We start from the raw sequence: 16,049 nt of genomic DNA on the forward strand, positions 1-16,049 counted from the left end.
ATCGGCGTATGCAGGGCATAGGAGCAATCTGAGGTTTGCCTGAGAAACCAGATCGTTACCAACGTTGAGCAGGGCGAATCCGTCGGCGAGTGAGCTTCGTCGCGCCGCGGGCTTTGGGCGTGTCGGGGCGGTCCGGTTTAAGGCGCGCCTGCCGGACCGCGCCGCAAATTGGAATACGCTGCGGGCATGGACGGCACCGACGAAAAAACCCCCGCCCAGGCGGCCCCCAGTCGAGCCGAATCGCTGTGCGCGCACGCCGAGGCCTCGATCTCGGAGGACGCGCTGCTGGCGGCCGCCCGCGAGCGCGCCGAGGAGATCGGCGCCGGGGCGGTGACGCCCGCGGTCGGGGCGCTGTTGAGCCTGCTGACCAAGCTCAGCGGCGGCAAGGCCGTCGCGGAGGTGGGCACCGGCGCCGGGGTCAGCGGGCTGTGGTTGCTGTCGGGCATGAGCGACGACGGGGTGCTGACCACGATCGATATCGAGCCCGAGTACCTGCGGATCGCCAAGCAGGCGTTCACCGACGCAGGCATCGGACCGTCGCGCACCAGGCTCATCGGCGGCCGCGCTCAGGAGGTGCTCACCCGCCTCGCCGACCAGTCCTATGACCTGGTGTTCATCGACGCCGACCCGATCGACCAGCCGGACTACGTCATCGAGGGCGTGCGCCTGCTGCGGTCCGGCGGTGTCATCGTGGTGCACCGCGCGGCGCTGGGCGGACGGGCCGGCGATCCCGCGGCCCGCGACGCCGAGGTGACCGCGGTCCGCGAGGCGGCCCGGCTCATCGCCGAGGACGAGCGGCTCACCCCCGCCCTGGTGCCGCTCGGCGACGGGCTGCTGGCCGCGGTCCGCGACTAGCTCCCGCAGCCAAATCTTTACGAGTTCCTGACGGGGCGCCTCCTTGACCGGCGGTTGAACGCACGTTTAGTGTACTGAACATGCGTTCAGCCGACCTGACCGCCGCCGCCCGGATCCGAGACGCGGCCATCGAGCAGTTCGGTGAGCGCGGGTTCGACGTCGGCCTTCGCAAGATCGCCGAGGCAGCGGGCGTGAGCGCCGCGCTGGTGATCCACCACTTCGGCTCCAAGGAGGGCCTGCGCAAGGCTTGCGACGACTACGTCGCAGAACAGATCCGCGAGACCAAGGCGGAGGCGCTGCAATCCAACGACCCGGCCGTGTGGTTCGGACAATTAGCCGAAATCGAAGAATTCGCCCCGATGACCGCCTACGTGTTACGCAGCATGCAGACCGGCGGCGACCTCGCGAAGATGTTGTGGCAGAGGATGATTGACAACGCCGAGGGATACCTGGAAGACGGCGTGCGGGCCGGGACCATCAAGCCTAGCCGTAACCCCCGGGCCAGGGCCAAGTACCTGGGCATCACGGGAGGCGGCGGGCTCCTGCTCTATCTGCAAATGCACGACACCCCAACCGATCTGCGTGCGGTCCTGCGCGACTACGCGCGGGACATGATCCTGCCGGCCCTGGAGATTTACACCGAGGGCCTGATGGTCGACCGCACCATGTACGACGCATTCCTGGCAGTAGAAGATCAAGGAGAATCACATGACGGCTAACACTGTCGCACCCATCGAAATCCGGGGCCTGACCAAGAACTTCGGCGCGGTGCGCGCGCTGGACGGCCTCGACCTCACGGTGCGTGAGGGAGAGGTGCACGGCTTCCTCGGGCCGAACGGGGCGGGGAAATCGACGACCATCCGCATCCTGCTGGGCCTGGTGAAGGCCGACGGCGGAAGCGCGCGGTTGCTGGGCGGCGACCCGTGGACCGACGCGGTCGACCTGCACCGCCAAATCGCCTACGTGCCGGGCGATGTGACGCTGTGGCCCTCACTGACCGGCGGCGAGACCATCGACCTGCTGGCCCGCATGCGCGGGGGGCTCGACGAGGCGCGCCGCGCCGAGCTGATCGAGCGCTTCGACCTCGACCCGCACAAGAAGGCACGCACCTACTCGAAGGGCAACCGGCAGAAGGTCTCGCTGATCTCGGCCTTCTCGTCACACGCCCGGCTGCTCCTGCTGGACGAACCCAGCAGCGGACTGGACCCGTTGATGGAGAACGTCTTTCAGCAGTGCGTCGCCGAGGCACGCGACCGCGGCACGACGGTCCTGCTGTCCAGCCACATCCTGGCCGAAACGGAAGCGCTCTGCGAGAGGGTCACCATCATCCGCGCGGGCCGGACCATCGAGAGCGGCACGCTGGAGTCGATGCGCCATCTCAGCCGCACCTCGATACGGGCCGAAATGGTCGGCGATCCGGGCGATCTCAGGCGCATCAAGGGCGTCGAGGACGTCAGCATCGACGGCAACACCCTGCGCGCCCAGGTCGACAGCGAAAGCCTGGGTGAACTCATCCGCGCCCTCGGCGACGCCGGCGTGCGCAGCCTCGTCAGCCAGCCCCCGACGCTGGAGGAACTCTTCCTGCGCCACTATGACACGACGGACAGCCAGCGGAAGGTTTCGGCATGAGCACCGCGACCCTGGATCGGCCCCGCCACCCAGCGCACCCGGCGCCCCGGGCCGGCTCGAATTTCTCTGGGACGCTTGGCATGTTGCGGCTCTACCTGCGCCGCGACCGGGTCTCGTTGCCGCTGTGGGTGCTGCTGCTGTCGGTGCCACTGGCCAGTGTCTACGTCGGCAGCGTCCTTAAGGTCTACCCCACCGAGACCGCCCGCGCGGGCTTCGCGGCGTCCATCATGGCCAGCCCTGCCCAGCGCGCGCTCTACGGCCAGGTCTACAACCACAGTGTTGGCGCCGTTGGCATTTGGAAGGCCGGGATGTTCCACCTGCTGATCGCGGTGGCCGTCATCCTCACGGTGATCCGCCACACCCGCGCCGACGAGGAGACCGGCCGGACCGAACTCGTGGACTCGACCGCGGTCGGCCGGTACGCGAGCCTGACCGCGGCCCTGCTGTTGTCGTTCGGGGCGTCGATCGCCACCGGCGCGATCGGCGCGGCCGGGCTGCTCACCACCGACATTCCGCGCGCCGGGTCGCTGGCGTTCGGCGCCGCCCTGGCCTGCTCCGGCCTGGTCTTCACCGCGGTCGCCGCGGTGGCCGCGCAGCTGTCGCCGAGCGCCCGCGTCGCGCGCGGCACCGCGTTCGCGGTGTTGGGGACCGCGTTCACGCTGCGCGCCGTCGGCGACGCGGGCGACGGAACGCTGTCGTGGTTCTCGCCGTTGGGATGGTCGCTGCAGGTCCGGCCCTACGCAGGCGATCGCTGGTGGGTGTTGCTGCTGCACCTGGCGACGACGGCCGTGCTGACCCTGGTGGCCTACCGACTGCTCGCCGGCCGCGACGTGGGCGCCGGGCTGATCGCCGAACGTCCCGGTCCCGGCCGGGCCGGACCGCGGTTGGGCGGCGTCGACGGCCTGACGTGGCGGCTCGACCGCGGCGCGCTGGTGCTGTGGACCGTCGGCCTGTGCCTGTACGGCCTGCTGATGGGCAGCGTGGTGCACGGCATCGGCGACGAGCTTGGCGACAGCACCATGGTGCGCGACATCGTCGCGCGGATGGGCGGCACCAGCGCGCTGGAGGATGCATTCATCGCAGTCGCCTACGCGATGATGGGCATGGTGGCCGCGGCGTTCGCCATCTCGCTCACGCTGCGCCTGCACCAGGAGGAAACCGGCCAGCGCGCCGAGACCACGCTGGCCGGCGCCGTCTCCCGAACCCACTGGCTGGCAAGCCATTTGGCGGCCGCCCTGCTCGGGTCCGCGGTCGCGATGCTGCTCAGCGGCGTGGCCGGCGGGCTCGTCTACGGGGTAGCGGCCGGCGACGTCGGCGGCAAGCTGGCCGTCGTGGTCGGCACCGCGGCCGTCCAGCTGCCCGCCGTCTGGCTGCTGGCCGCGGTCACCGTCGCGCTGTTCGGCCTGGCCCCGCGGTTCACCCCGGTGGCGTGGGGCGTCCTGGTCTGCTTCGTCGCGATCTACCTGATCGGCGAGCTGGCCCGGTTCCCGCAGTCGCTGCTCGACCTGGAACCGTTCGCCCACATTCCGCGGGTCGGCGCCGACTTCACCGCCGCGCCGCTGCTCTGGCTGCTGGCCATCGACGCCGCACTGATCATCTTGGGAGCCACGGCCTTTCGACGCCGTGATCTACGATCCTAGGGAGGGCACGATCATGAAAACCGCAATCCGATTGACGGCATCCTCGATCTTCGGAACGGCCGCAACCTGTTTGATTTTGTTCGGACCGGCGGGCACGTTCCACTATTGGCAGGCATGGGTTTTCCTCGCCGTGTTCGTAGTGGCCTCGCTCGGCCCCACCATCTACCTGGCCAAGTACAACCCGGCGGCCCTGCGGCGGCGTATGCACGCCGGCCCGCGGGCGGAAACCAGGGCGGCCCAGAAGGTCATCATCACCAGCTCGTTCCTGGTCCTCTTCGCGATGATGGCGTTCAGCGCACTCGATCACCGGATGGGCTGGTCGACGGTGCCGGTGTGGCTGTCCCTGTTCGGCGACGTGCTGGTGGCCGCCGGGCTCGGCCTCGCCATGCTGGTAATCATCCAAAACAGTTACGCCGCAGCCACCGTCACCGTCGAAGCGGGCCAGAAGGTCGCCTCCGGCGGCGTCTACAAGTTCGTCCGGCACCCGATGTATGTCGGGAACGTCATCATGATGGTGGGCATGCCGATGGCGCTGGGCTCTTACTGGGGCCTGCTCTTCGTCATCCCCGGGGTCGCGGTGCTCGTCTTCCGCATCCTCGACGAAGAGAAGCTGCTCATCCAGGACCTGCCGGGGTACCGCGACTACGCGCAGCACGTGCGGTATCGCCTGGTGCCCAATGTCTGGTAGCCGCCCTAGGGTATTGGCGTGGCCCGAAATCCGGCACCCGCGCTCGACCGGCCATGGCGACGTCGCGGCGCCCTGCGCTACGCGCTGACCCGGCTCCGCGGCATCGCCAAGCCGCCCATCACCGTCACCCCGGCGCCCCCCGTCATCCTGGTCGAGCGTGACGTCGGCGTCCCCACCCGCGATGGGACGGTGTTGCGGATCAACGTCTGCCGCACGCCCGACGACACGCCTCGACCGGTGATCCTGAGCGTCCATCCGTATGGCAAGGACAACCTGCCGCGGCGGCGGGCCGGGCGGTGGACCTTCTCGGTGCAATACCGGGTGTTGCGCCAGACCCAGCCGATCACCTTCTCCGCACTGACCGGTTGGGAGGCGCCGGATCCGGCGTGGTGGACCGCGAACGGCTTCACCGTCGTGAACGCCGACATGCGCGGCTGCGGCCACTCCGACGGCACCGGAAACCTGCTGTCGCGCCAGGAGGCCGAGGACAGCTACGACCTGGTGCAGTGGATCGCCGGCCGGCCGTGGTGCGACGGCCGCGTCGTGATGCTCGGGGTGTCCTACCTGGCCATCACCCAATACGCCGTCGCCGCCCTGCAGCCGCCGGCGCTGCGGGCGATCTGCCCGTGGGAGGGCTTCACCGACGCGTATCGCGACCTGACCTTTCCCGGCGGCGTTCGCGAGCTCGGCTTCACCCGGTTGTGGTCGCGCAACGTGCGCCGCGACACCCGGCAGCGCTACGACCTCGAGCGGATGCAGGACGCCCACCCGCTGCGCGACGACTTCTGGCGCTCGGTGGTGCCCGAGCTGTCGGCGATCAAGGTTCCCATGCTGGTCTGCGGCAGCTTCTCGGATAACAACCTGCACAGCCGCGGTTCGATCCGGGCGTTCATGCGCGCGGGTTCCGCCCACGCCCGGCTCTACACCCATCGCAGCGGCAAGTGGTCGACGTTCTACTCCGAGGCGGCGCGGGCCGAACAGCTCGAGTTCTTCCGCGGCGTGCTGGATGGCGCCGAGCAATCCCGCAGCGTGCGCCTCGAAGTGTGTGAGGACCGCGACACCGTCGCCGCGGTGCGCGAGGAATCCGACTGGCCGCTCCCCCGGACCCGTTGGCGGCCAATGTATCTCGCGGATGCTGGAGTCTTGGCACCCGATCCGCCGACGCGGGTCGGCAGCGTCGCGTTCGAAACCGCCTCCAACGCAGCTGCGTTCAGCTGGACGGTCCCGGACGACGTCGAGCTGACCGGCCCGATGGCGGCCCGGCTCTGGGTCGAACTGGACGGCTGCGACGACGCCAACCTGTTCGTCGGCGTGGAGAAGTGGCGGGACGGGCGGTTCGTCGGGTTCGAGGGGTCGTACGGGTACGGGCGCGACCGGGTCACCACCGGGTGGCAGCGGGTCTCGCTGCGGGCGCTCGACCCGCAGCTTTCCCAGCCGTGGGAACCCGTCGCACGATGCGCCGAGCCGCAGCCGGTCTCCGCCGGCGAGGTGGTCGCCGTCGACGTCGCGCTGGGCCCCTCGGCCACGCTGTTTCGCGCGGGCGAGCAGCTGCGGCTGGTGGTTGCCGGGCGCTGGCTGTGCCCGACCAACCCGCTGACCGGTCAGATGCCCGCGGCGTATCAGGGCTCACCGCGCGATCGCGTCACCCTGCACTGGGGCCCGGACCACGACGCGCACCTGCTGATCCCGGAGATCTAGATCCAGACGCCCTTGCCGACCGCGACCACGCCGCCCGCGCTGATCGCGAAGCGCTCGCGGTCCTTCTCCAGGTCGACCCCGACCATCTCGCCGGGTCCCACGACGACGTTCTTGTCCAGGATCGCGTGCCGCACCACCGCGCCGCGGCCGACGCGGGCGCCCGGCATGATCACGCTGCCCTCCACGATGGCGCCGTCGTCGACGACGACGTTCGACGACAGCACCGAGTTGCGCACGGACGCCGCCGAGATGATGCTGCCGGCGCCCACGACCGACTCCTGGGCCGAGCCGCCGTTGACGAACTTCGCCGGCGCCAGGTTCTCCGACTCGCCCCGGATCGGCCAGCGCTTGTTGTAGAGGTTGAACACCGGGTGCACCGAGACCAGGTCCATGTGCGCGTCGTAGAACGCGTCCAGCGTCCCGACGTCGCGCCAGTAGCCGCGGTCGCGGTCGGTGGCCCCGGGCACCTCGTTGTCGGAGAAGTCGTACACCGCGGCGATCCCGTCTTCCACCAACCGCGGGATGATGTCGCCGCCCATGTCGTGATCGGAGTGGTCGTCGTCGGCGTCGGCGCGGATCGCGTCGATGAGGACCTTGGTGGTGAAGATGTAGTTGCCCATGGAGGCGAACGTCGACTCCGGGTCGTCGGGGGTGCCCGGCGGCTCCAGCGGCTTCTCCACGAAATTGCGGATCCGACCGGACTCGTCGGCGTCGATGCAGCCGAACGCGCTGGCGTCGGCGCGCGGCACCCGGATGCCGGCCACCGTCGCGCCGGCGCCGCTGTCGATGTGGAACTGGACCATCTGCTCGGGGTCCATCCGATACACGTGGTCGGCGCCGAAAACGACTATGTAGTCGGGGTCTTCGTCGTAGATCAGGTTGAGGGACTGATAGATCGCGTCGGCGGAGCCGGTGTACCAGCGCGGGCCGAGGCGCTGCTGTGCGGGCACCGGGGTGATGTACTCGCCGGCCAGGCCGGACAGCCGCCAGTTCTGCGAAATGTGACGGTCGAGTGAATGCGACTTGTATTGCGTGAGAACGCAGATCCTCAGATAGCGGGCATTGACCAGGTTGGAGAGCACGAAATCGATCAGCCGGTAGGCGCCACCGAAGGGAACGGCGGGTTTGGCCCGGTCGGCGGTCAGAGGGTACAACCGCTTGCCCTCCCCGCCGGCCAGGACGATCCCCAGCACGTGTGGCGCTTCCCTCATGACTACAAACTATCGGCCCCCGCGAACCGCTGCCAGGGGGAGCGCGCTATTGGCGGCACGCTGACGGGCTGTCCGTCAATGGTTTTGGGTCCGCACCGCCGCCCGATCCTTGGCCCGAGATGCGGGCCGCCCCGCCGTCGAACTACGGTGCGGGTATGCGGGTGGCGATGATGACGCGGGAGTACCCACCAGAGGTCTACGGAGGAGCCGGGGTACACGTCACCGAACTCGTCGCCCAGCTGCGCCGGCTGTGCGCGGTCGACGTGCACTGCATCGGCGCACCCCGGCCGGATGCGTTCGCGCAGCAGCCCGACCCGCGCATCCACGGCGCCAACCCGGCCCTCCTGACGCTGTCCGCCGACCTGATGATGGCCAACGCCGCGTCGGCGGCGAACGTCGTGCACTCGCACACCTGGTACACCGGGCTGGCCGGGCACCTGACCGCGTTGCTCTACGACATCCCCCACGTTTTGACCGCGCATTCGCTCGAGCCGCTGCGGCCGTGGAAGGCCGAGCAGCTCGGCGGCGGCTACCGGGTGTCGACGTGGGTGGAGCGGACCGCGGTGCTGGGCGCCGACGCCGTCATCGCGGTCAGTTCGGCGATGCGCGAGGACATCCTGCGCGTCTACTCCACGCTGGATCCAAGCCAGGTGCACGTCGTGCGCAACGGCGTCGACACCAACGTCTGGTATCCGGCCGGCCCGGCGGAGAGTGGGTCGGTGCTGGCCGAACTCGGCGTCGACCCGGCGCGGCCCATGGTCGCGTTCGTGGGTCGGATCACCCGGCAGAAGGGCGTCGCACACCTGGTGGCGGCCGCGCACCGGTTCAGCCCGGAGGTGCAGTTGGTGCTGTGCGCCGGCGCCCCCGACACTCCGGAGCTGGCCGAGGAGGTCCGGGCCGCCGTCGCCGAGCTGGCCCGCGAGCGCGACGGGGTGTTCTGGATCCGGGAGATGCTCCCCATCGGGGAATTACGCGAAATACTTTCGGCGGCAACGGTTTTCGTGTGCCCATCGGTTTACGAGCCGTTGGGGATCGTGAACCTCGAGGCGATGGCCTGCGCGACGGCGGTGGTGGCCTCCGACGTGGGCGGGATCCCCGAGGTGGTTTCGGACGGGGTCACCGGGTCGCTGGTGCGCTTTGACCCCGACAACCCCGCCGCATTCCGGGCCGGCCTGGCCAGTGCGGTCAATGAGCTGGTGGCCGACCCCGACAGGGCAAAGCGCTATGGCGAAGCCGGGCGCCAGCGCTGCGTGGAGGACTTCTCGTGGGCGCACGTCGCCGAGCAGACGCTGGAGATCTACCGGAAGGTGTGCGCGTAAAGGCGCCTTAGCTGGTTACGCCCTTGAGTTCGTCGCCCAGGGCGGCGGCTTCGTCGGGTGTCAGCTCCACCACCAGCCGACCGCCTCCTTCGAGCGGTACCCGCATAACGATGCCGCGCCCCTCCTTCGTTGCTTCCAAAGGACCGTCTCCGGTACGGGGCTTCATCGCCGCCATCGAGTGCTCCCTCCAGATTCGAGCTGGCCCGCGTTCGCGGGCCTGGTCGGCGCCGAGCATGCCCCGCCAGTGGATTTCCAGCCATACCCGACTTTGAAATGCATCGACTGCCAAATCACGCCTCCATTGTTCCCTATCCGGGGCGGCAGTTACACAAAGACCCGCTTCTGAAGCCTGATCAGCCCCTCAAAGTGGCGTGGCGGGCACCCAGCAACCGCGAATATGGTCATCGACCATGCCGGTCGCCTGCATCAGCGCATAGGCCGTGGTGGGCCCGACGAAGCGGAATCCGCGTCGTTTCAATTCCTTGGCCATCGCCTTCGATTCGGCGGTGGTCGAGGGAATTTCCGACGCGTCGGCCGGGCGGGGGCGCCGGGACGGCGCAAACGACCACAGCAGCTTGGACAGGTCCTCGGCGGACCCCAGCTCTGCGGCGGCGCGCGCGTTGGCGATCGTCGCGTCGATCTTGGCGCGATTGCGCACGATGCCATCGTCGGCCAGCAGCCGCTGCACGTCGGCGTCGGTGTAGCCGGCGACGGTCTCGATGTCGAACCCGGCGAAGGCCCGCCGGAAGTTCTCCCGTTTGCGCAGGATGATCAGCCAGGACAGGCCGCTCTGGAAGGCCTCGAGGCTCATCCGCTCGAACAGCGCCACCCCGTCGTGCACGACGCGGCCCCACTCTTGGTCGTGGTAGTCGCGGTACATCTCGGTGCCGTCCGCCCACGGACAGCGGATTCGGCCGTCTTCGCTCACATCTTGTCCTGACGATCCTCGGCGTCATCAGGTTCCACGGGATCGCTCGGTCTGGACGCCTCGACCGCCGCCAGCTGGCCGCGCAGCGCCTCGAGTTCGCGGGCGAGCCGGTCCAAGACCCAGTCCACCTCGCTGGTCTTGTATCCCCGCAACACCTGGGTGAACTTGACGGCGTCGACGTCGGCGCCGGTGACGCCGTACGCGGGCAACACCGTCGCCGTCGTCCCGCGCGGCAGGGGCGGCAATTGCTCGCCACGACCGAACAGCAGGCTGGCCGCGCCGAACAAGACGACCGCCACCAGCACCAGAACCACCAGGTACAGCAACACCAACGCCACGTCGTCGATATTGCCCTATCCCGCCGACAAGTCGGCGATCAGCGCGGCCGGAGCCCGTTCATCGGCGGCCGGTCGTCCAGCGAGACCGGCGAGGTGCGCGCGGTGTAGCCGTAACCGTCGGGGCCTTCGGCGAAGAACTGGGTCAGTCCGATCCCGGAGTCGGGGATCCCGCAGCGCGACAGCAGGGTCGCGATGACCTGGCGGCTCATCGCGCCGAGCTCGGCCAGCGGTCGGTTGCGGTGCGCCCGAACGCCGAGGTTGACCTGGGCGATCGCGTCCAGGCCCAACCGCTCGAAGGTGTCCACCAGCAGGCCGATTTCCACGCCGTAGCCCGGCGCGAACGGCAGGGAGGTCAGCAGTTCCCGGCTGGCCGCGTACTCGCCGCCCAACGGCTGCAGGATGCAGCTCAGCTCCGGGCGCAGCGCCGCCAGCAGCGGCCGCGCCACCAGCTCGGTCACCCGCCCGCCGCCCCCGTCGGCGCCGTGCAGCGGCCGCCGGTAGAAACTCTTGACCAGGTGGATCCCGTCGCCGGTGAGCAGCGGTGTCACCAGCCAGGGCACGAACATCGGGTGCGGGTTGATCAGGTCGGAGTCGACGAAAACGACGATGTCGCCGCGGGTGGCCGCGAGCGAGCGCCACAGCGCCTCGCCCTTGCCGGGCCGCACAGGCACCTCAGGCAACGCCTGTTCGCGGCTGACGACGCGGGCGCCGGCGGCGATGGCGCGAATCTCGGTGTCGTCCGTCGAACCGGAATCCAGCACGATCAGCTCGTCGACCAGGCCATCGACCAGCGGTGAGATGCTGTCGATCACCGACTCGACGGTCGCTTCCTCGTTGAGCGCCGGCAGCACCACCGAGATGGTCCGGCCGGCCTTCGCCTCCTCCAGCTCGCGGACCGTCCGGCCGCGGCGGCTCCACCTGCGGTCGGCCAGCCAGACGTCCCCTGGCCGCGCCGCGAGCACGCCCTCGCTGGCAAGGTCCACCAGCTCCGTCATGCCAGCCCCCTTACCGTGCGCGCCGGTCGGCGCACCCCCTGGATCGAGGACACCATCTCCAGCACCCGCCGGGTGGCCTCGACCTGATGCACGCGGAACATTCGGACGCCCGCCGCCGCCGCCAGTGCCGTGGCGGCCAGCGTCCCCTCCAGCCGTTCGGTCAGCTCCACCCCCAAAGTCTCCCCGACGAAGTCTTTGTTACTCAAAGCCATCAGGACGGGCCATCCGGTGTTAACAAGTTCGCCTGCGTGTCGCAACAAAACCAGCCCGTGGAAGGTGTTCTTGCCGAAGTCGTGGGCCGGGTCGATGAGCACCCGGTCACGGGCCACCCCGGCCGCGACCGCCCGCTCCGCCGCGCCGGTCACCTGGCGAATCACGTCGTCCAGAACGCCGCGGGTGGTGGTTCCGTAACTCACCCGGAACGGGCGGGTGCGCGGCAGCGCGCCGCCGGTGTGCGAACACACCAGCCCCGCGCCGAACTCGGCGGCGACCTCGGGCAGGGCCGGGTCGATGCCGCCCCAGGTGTCGTTGATCAGGTCCGCGCCGGCCGCGCAGGCCACCCTGGCCACCCCGGAGCGCCAGGTGTCGGCGCTGATCAGCTGGTCGGGGTAGGCGTCGCGCAGCCACTCGATGAAGGGCACCAGCCGGGCGATCTCGGTGTCCTCGTCGACGTTCTCGCCCGGGCCCGCCTTGACGCCGCCGACGTCGATGACGTCGGCGCCCTCGGCGATGGCGCGGTGGACGGCATCCCGGGCGGCCTCGTCGCTGAAGGTCGCACCCCGGTCGTAGAACGAATCCGGGGTGCGGTTGACGATCGCCATGATCAGCGCGCGGTCGCCCGCGACCGGCCGGCCGCACAGAGTCTGCACGGGTCTATGGTGCCTGGCCCGGTCCGCGAGTGTGCGGCCAGCCGCACATTGGACGCCGAACTCGCGACTGGCCGCGCGCTCGGCACCACCCCGAGTGCGCCGCCCGGCCTCGGCACAAATAAATGGGGAGAATTCCCCATCAACTGCCGCCGCCCCGCCGCGCACACTTCACAGCGACGGGAGGCCGAGATGTCTTTTGTGATTGCCGCGCCGGAGTTCGTGGCGGCGGCGACGACGGATTTATCCAACATCGGCTCGGCCATCAGCGCCGCCAACGCGGCCGCAGCGACCCGAACGACCGGGCTGCTGGCCGCGGGCGCCGACGAGGTGTCGGCAGCGGTGGCATCGCTGTTCTCCGGCCACGCAATGCAGTTCCAGGCGCTCGGCGCGAAGGCGGCGGCGTTTCATGCCCAGTTCGTGGCGGCGTTGGGCGGCGCAGGCGCCGCGTATGCGGCCACCGAGGCGGCCAATGCGTCGCCGCTGGACGCCGTCTGGCAGCCCATTCGCGCGGTGATCAATACGCCCACCGAGCTGTTGTTGGGCACCCCGCTGATCGGCAAGGGGATCAACGGAGCGCCCGGCACCGGGCAGCCCGGTGGGCCGGGCGGGCTGTTGTTCGGCCCCGGCGGCGACGGCGGGTCCGGCGCGCCCGGCCAACCCGGCGGCCGCGGCGGCAACGCCTGGTTCTTCGGCAGCGGCGGCCGCGGCGGAGACGGCGGCACGGGCCTCACCGGCACGGCGGGCTCGGGAGTCAGCCACACGAACGGCGGCGTCGGCGGATTCGGCGGCACGGGCGGGGCCGGCGGCAACGGCGGGCTGATCTTTGGCAACGGCGGCGCCGGCGGCATTGGCGGTGTGGGTGGGCTCGGCGGCGCGGGCGGGGCGGGCACCTCCGGTCTCGTCGCCGGCAACGGCACCAACGGCGGTCAAGGCGGCGCGGGCGGTGCGGGGGGCATAGGCGGCCAAGCGGAGGGCTTGTTCGGCCACGCCGGAGCCAACGGCAATGGCGGCCTTGGGGGCACTGGCGGCCAAGGCGGGCAGGGCGGCAGCCCAATCTTCGCCGGTGACGGCGGCAACGGCGGCAACGGCGGGACCGCTGGCGTGGGCGGCAGCCCCGGCGGCGTGGGCGCCGTCGCAGGCAACGCCGGCGATGGCGGCGACGGTGGTGGCGGGGGCGCCGGCGGCGGCATCGACACCACCGGCAATGTCGTCGTGGGCGGCGGCAACGGCGGCCACGGGGGTAACGGCGGCAACGGCTACGCCGGCGGAAAGGGCGGCGACGGCGGCCCCGGCGGTTCGGCCGTCCTCACGAACACCACCGCCGGCGCGGCGGGCGGCGGCGGTGGTGGCGCCGGCGGCAACGGCGGTACCAGCGTCGGTGGTGGCCTCGGCGGCCACGGCGGCAACGGCGGTGCCGGTGGCACGGCCCAAATTGACGGCGCTGCCGCCACCGGTGGCGGGGGGGCCGGTGGCAATGGCGGCGCCGGCACCTTCGGTCTCGGGGGCTTTGGTGGTGCCGGCGGCGGTGGCGGTGCCGCCAGCGTCGGCGCCAGCGGGCCCGGGATCGCCGGCGGTCCGGGCGGCTCCGGGGCCAACGCCCAAGGCGGGTTTGGCGGCTTCGCCGCCGGTGGTTCCGACACCGGCTCATTCGACTCCGCCGGCGGGGGCGGTGGAGGAGGAGGCGCCGTCAACGGCGGCATGGGCGGCACCGGCGGGGCAGGGGGCGGCGCCGGGGCCAACAGTGGTGGCGGCGGCGAGTTCAACGGCGGCGGTGCCGGCGGTGGCGCCGGTGCATCCGGCAGCGGTGGGGTCAGCGGTGCCCCCGGCGGTGCTGTCGGCACCAACGGCGGTGGCGGTGGCGGAGGTGGCGCCACCGCCGGAGCGGGCGACTTCGGCGGCAGCGTCGCCGCCGGCGCTGGCGGCCACGGCGGCTAGCAATAGGGGCAACCCCTACGAGCGGATAAATGGGGAAAATTCCCCATCAACTGGCACCGCCTCCGCGCGCACACTTCACGGCAACGGCCTGGATCGACGGGAGCGGCCATGTCCTTTGTAATTGCGGCGCCGGAATTCATTGGGGCGGCGACGACGGATTTGCACAACATCGGCTCAGCGCTGAGCGCCGCAAACGCCGCGGCGGCGGGGCCGACAACCAGCGTGTTGGCCGCGGGCGCCGACGAGGTGTCGGCGGCGGTGGCGTCGTTGTTTTCCGGGCAAGCAGTGGAGTTCCAGGCGCTCAGCGCGCAGGCGGCGGCCTTTCATTCCCAATTTGTGGCGGCGTTAGGCGGCGCGGGCGCGGCCTATACGGCCAGCGAGGCGGCCAACGCCTCACCGTTGGACGCGCTCTGGCAACCCGTTCGCGGCGTGATCAATTTGCCCACCGAGCTGTTGCTGGGCACGCCGTTGATCGGCAAGGGGATCAACGGCGCCCCGGGTACCGGGCAGCCCGGCGGGCCCGGCGGACTGTTGTTCGGACCGGGCGGTGATGGCGGATCCGGCGCGCCCGGGCAGCCCGGCGGGCGTGGGGGCAACGCCTGGCTGTTCGGCAGCGGCGGCCGCGGCGGCACCGGCGGGACGGGCATCACCGGCACCACGGGCGACGCGACCCAGAGCACCAATGGCGGCCTCGGTGGTAACGGCGGCGTGGGCGGGGCAGGGGGGAACGGCGGGTTGATCTTCGGCAACGGCGGTACCGGCGGTGCCGGCGGTGTAGGCGGGACCGGCGGGCACGGCGGCAACGGCCCCGACGGCGAGTTCGGCGGCGCGGTCAACGCCTTCAGCGGCACCGACGGCGGCCAAGGCGGCAACGGCGGCCAGGGTGGGGTCGGCGGCCAAGCCGAGGGGTTGTCGGGAATGTTCGGCGGCCATGCGGGTGCCAACGGCAACGGCGGCGCCGGCGGCGACGGCGGCCAGGGCGGCCAGGGCGGCGGCGGCGCCTTCGACGATGGCACCGTCAACGGCGCTGGCAATGGTGGCAACGGCGGCAACGGCGGCGCCGCCGGCCTGGGTGGCGGCGCCGGCGGCCCCGGCGGCATCGCGGGCGCGGCGGGTACCGGTGGCAACGGCGGCGACGGCGGCCCCGGCGGCAACAGCACCTTCGGCCTCGACGGCCCCGGCCAGGGCGGAAACGGCGGCAACGGCGGTGCCAGCACCGGGAACGGCGGCAACGGCGGCAACGGCGGTAACGGCGGTACCGGCAGCTTCAGTGCGACCGTCGGCAACCCCACCGGCTTCGTCATGGGCGGGGGTGGTGGCAGCGGCGGGGCGGGCGGCGATAGCACCGGCGGTGGCACCGGCGGCACCGGCGGCACCGGCGGCACCGGCGGCGGGGCGCAGTCCTTCGGCATCGGCCACACCATCGCCGACGCCAGCGCCAGCGGCGGCAACGGTGGCGGCGGCGGCGGCCCCGCCGGGGTCACCGGTGCCATCGGCGGTCCCGGTGGTGGTGGCGGCGGCGGCGGGATTGCCACCGTCGGTGCCAACACCGTCAACATCGGTGGCCAGGACGGCGTCAGCGCGAGTGGCTCCGGCGGTGGCCACGGCGGCCTCGCTGGCGCGGGCTCCGGCGGCGCCAACACCTTCGATGCCGCCGGCGGGGGCGGCGGCGGGGGCGGCGGTATCGGCGGTATCTTCGGCGGCACCGGCGGCGTCGGCGGCGCCGGCGGTGGTGCCGACTTGCTTAGCGGCGGCCCAGGCGGTCCCGAGGGTCAAAACGGCGGTCACGGCGCGGTTGGCGCCGGCGGCAGCGCCGGTCCCGGTGGTACCGGACATACTGGCGGAGGTGGGGGCGGCGGCGCCGCCGTCGTTATGGGTGCCGCCGGCAGCGCCTTCGGCGGCACCGGCGGCAACGGCGGCTAGCACCGACCGGACAAAGACCAT

General features: G+C 71.2%; 15 protein-coding genes. 9 read left to right on the forward strand and 6 right to left on the reverse strand.

The window, feature by feature from the left end:
* Positions 1 to 186 precede the first annotated feature (186 nt).
* From AWB92_RS23915 to AWB92_RS23940, 6 genes are all read left to right on the forward strand, one after another.
* Positions 187 to 855 (forward strand): O-methyltransferase, encoded by a 669-nt coding sequence (locus AWB92_RS23915; protein ID WP_085190085.1) that lies wholly within the window; start codon positions 187 to 189, stop codon positions 853 to 855.
* Between the two features lie 80 nt (positions 856 to 935).
* A complete protein-coding gene (locus tag AWB92_RS23920; protein ID WP_085190087.1) occupies positions 936 to 1,574 on the forward strand; it encodes a TetR family transcriptional regulator in 639 nt (212 codons plus the stop codon).
* Entirely contained in the window at positions 1,564 to 2,484 is a 921-nt protein-coding gene (locus tag AWB92_RS23925) for an ABC transporter ATP-binding protein (RefSeq protein ID WP_085190090.1), read from the forward strand. Before AWB92_RS23920 ends, AWB92_RS23925 begins: the two co-directional genes overlap by 11 nt.
* Positions 2,481 to 4,124, forward strand: a complete 1,644-nt coding sequence (locus AWB92_RS23930) for an ABC transporter permease (RefSeq protein WP_142282285.1) — start codon at positions 2,481 to 2,483, stop codon at positions 4,122 to 4,124. The genes AWB92_RS23925 and AWB92_RS23930 overlap by 4 nt, the downstream gene beginning before the upstream one ends.
* A 13-nt stretch (positions 4,125 to 4,137) precedes the next feature.
* Positions 4,138 to 4,812, forward strand: a complete 675-nt coding sequence (locus AWB92_RS23935) for an isoprenylcysteine carboxylmethyltransferase family protein (protein ID WP_085190094.1) — start codon at positions 4,138 to 4,140, stop codon at positions 4,810 to 4,812.
* Between the two features lie 18 nt (positions 4,813 to 4,830).
* A complete protein-coding gene (locus tag AWB92_RS23940) occupies positions 4,831 to 6,510 on the forward strand; it encodes a CocE/NonD family hydrolase (RefSeq protein ID WP_085190096.1) in 1,680 nt (559 codons plus the stop codon).
* On the opposite strand, the gene glgC is transcribed toward AWB92_RS23940, so the two are convergent.
* A complete protein-coding gene (gene glgC, locus AWB92_RS23945; RefSeq protein ID WP_068112822.1) occupies positions 6,507 to 7,721 on the reverse strand; it encodes a glucose-1-phosphate adenylyltransferase in 1,215 nt (404 codons plus the stop codon). The genes AWB92_RS23940 and glgC overlap by 4 nt on opposite strands.
* A gap of 155 nt (positions 7,722 to 7,876) precedes the next feature.
* Between glgC and glgA the strand changes: the two genes are divergently transcribed.
* On the forward strand, positions 7,877 to 9,040 hold the full coding sequence (gene glgA / locus AWB92_RS23950; RefSeq protein ID WP_085190324.1) for a glycogen synthase: 1,164 nt from the start codon (positions 7,877 to 7,879) through the stop codon (positions 9,038 to 9,040).
* Between the two features lie 7 nt (positions 9,041 to 9,047).
* On the opposite strand, the gene AWB92_RS23955 is transcribed toward glgA, so the two are convergent.
* From AWB92_RS23955 to folP, 5 genes are all read right to left on the reverse strand, one after another.
* Complete coding sequence (locus tag AWB92_RS23955; protein WP_003406247.1) at positions 9,048 to 9,215, reverse strand: DUF3117 domain-containing protein; 168 nt, start codon at positions 9,213 to 9,215, stop codon at positions 9,048 to 9,050.
* A 186-nt stretch (positions 9,216 to 9,401) separates the two neighbouring features.
* The gene (gene tag, locus AWB92_RS23960) at positions 9,402 to 9,968 is read right to left on the reverse strand and encodes a DNA-3-methyladenine glycosylase I (RefSeq protein ID WP_085190098.1); all 567 of its coding nucleotides are present in this window, start codon (positions 9,966 to 9,968) and stop codon (positions 9,402 to 9,404) included.
* Positions 9,965 to 10,306, reverse strand: coding sequence for a DivIVA domain-containing protein (locus AWB92_RS23965; RefSeq protein ID WP_085190100.1), 342 nt, complete (start codon positions 10,304 to 10,306; stop codon positions 9,965 to 9,967). The genes tag and AWB92_RS23965 overlap by 4 nt, the downstream gene beginning before the upstream one ends.
* A 38-nt stretch (positions 10,307 to 10,344) precedes the next feature.
* Positions 10,345 to 11,301, reverse strand: coding sequence for a glucosyl-3-phosphoglycerate synthase (locus AWB92_RS23970; RefSeq protein ID WP_085190102.1), 957 nt, complete (start codon positions 11,299 to 11,301; stop codon positions 10,345 to 10,347).
* Complete coding sequence (folP, locus tag AWB92_RS23975; RefSeq protein ID WP_085190326.1) at positions 11,298 to 12,122, reverse strand: dihydropteroate synthase; 825 nt, start codon at positions 12,120 to 12,122, stop codon at positions 11,298 to 11,300. The genes AWB92_RS23970 and folP overlap by 4 nt, the downstream gene beginning before the upstream one ends.
* Positions 12,123 to 12,359: 237 nt before the next feature.
* Here folP and AWB92_RS31145 point away from each other — a divergent pair, with 237 nt between their 5' ends.
* Both AWB92_RS31145 and AWB92_RS31150 read left to right on the forward strand, forming a co-directional pair.
* Positions 12,360 to 14,105: a PE family protein gene (locus tag AWB92_RS31145; protein WP_142282286.1), complete on the forward strand. Its 1,746-nt coding sequence runs from the start codon at positions 12,360 to 12,362 to the stop codon at positions 14,103 to 14,105.
* 108 nt (positions 14,106 to 14,213) lie between these two features.
* Positions 14,214 to 16,028, forward strand: a complete 1,815-nt coding sequence (locus AWB92_RS31150; RefSeq protein ID WP_085190104.1) for a PE family protein — start codon at positions 14,214 to 14,216, stop codon at positions 16,026 to 16,028.
* The last annotated feature ends 21 nt before the right edge of the window (positions 16,029 to 16,049 follow it).

The organism is Mycobacterium sp. IEC1808, from assembly GCF_002101935.1.
Classification (GTDB): Bacteria; Actinomycetota; Actinomycetes; order Mycobacteriales; family Mycobacteriaceae; genus Mycobacterium.

Excerpts from the sequence above, each read along its gene's own strand:
- AWB92_RS23970 (WP_085190102.1), bottom strand. The coding sequence starts at position 11,301 with ATGACGGAGCTGGTGGACCTTGCCAGCGAGGGCGTGCTCGCGGCGCGG.
- AWB92_RS31150 (WP_085190104.1), top strand. The coding sequence starts at position 14,214 with ATGTCCTTTGTAATTGCGGCGCCGGAATTCATTGGGGCGGCGACGACG.
- AWB92_RS31145 (WP_142282286.1), top strand. The coding sequence starts at position 12,360 with ATGTCTTTTGTGATTGCCGCGCCGGAGTTCGTGGCGGCGGCGACGACG.
- glgA (WP_085190324.1), top strand. The coding sequence starts at position 7,877 with ATGCGGGTGGCGATGATGACGCGGGAGTACCCACCAGAGGTCTACGGA.
- AWB92_RS23915 (WP_085190085.1), top strand. The coding sequence starts at position 187 with ATGGACGGCACCGACGAAAAAACCCCCGCCCAGGCGGCCCCCAGTCGA.
- glgC (WP_068112822.1), bottom strand. The coding sequence starts at position 7,721 with ATGAGGGAAGCGCCACACGTGCTGGGGATCGTCCTGGCCGGCGGGGAG.
- AWB92_RS23935 (WP_085190094.1), top strand. The coding sequence starts at position 4,138 with ATGAAAACCGCAATCCGATTGACGGCATCCTCGATCTTCGGAACGGCC.
- AWB92_RS23930 (WP_142282285.1), top strand. The coding sequence starts at position 2,481 with ATGAGCACCGCGACCCTGGATCGGCCCCGCCACCCAGCGCACCCGGCG.
- folP (WP_085190326.1), bottom strand. The coding sequence starts at position 12,122 with ATGGCGATCGTCAACCGCACCCCGGATTCGTTCTACGACCGGGGTGCG.
- AWB92_RS23925 (WP_085190090.1), top strand. The coding sequence starts at position 1,564 with ATGACGGCTAACACTGTCGCACCCATCGAAATCCGGGGCCTGACCAAG.
- AWB92_RS23955 (WP_003406247.1), bottom strand. The coding sequence starts at position 9,215 with ATGGCGGCGATGAAGCCCCGTACCGGAGACGGTCCTTTGGAAGCAACG.
- AWB92_RS23920 (WP_085190087.1), top strand. The coding sequence starts at position 936 with ATGCGTTCAGCCGACCTGACCGCCGCCGCCCGGATCCGAGACGCGGCC.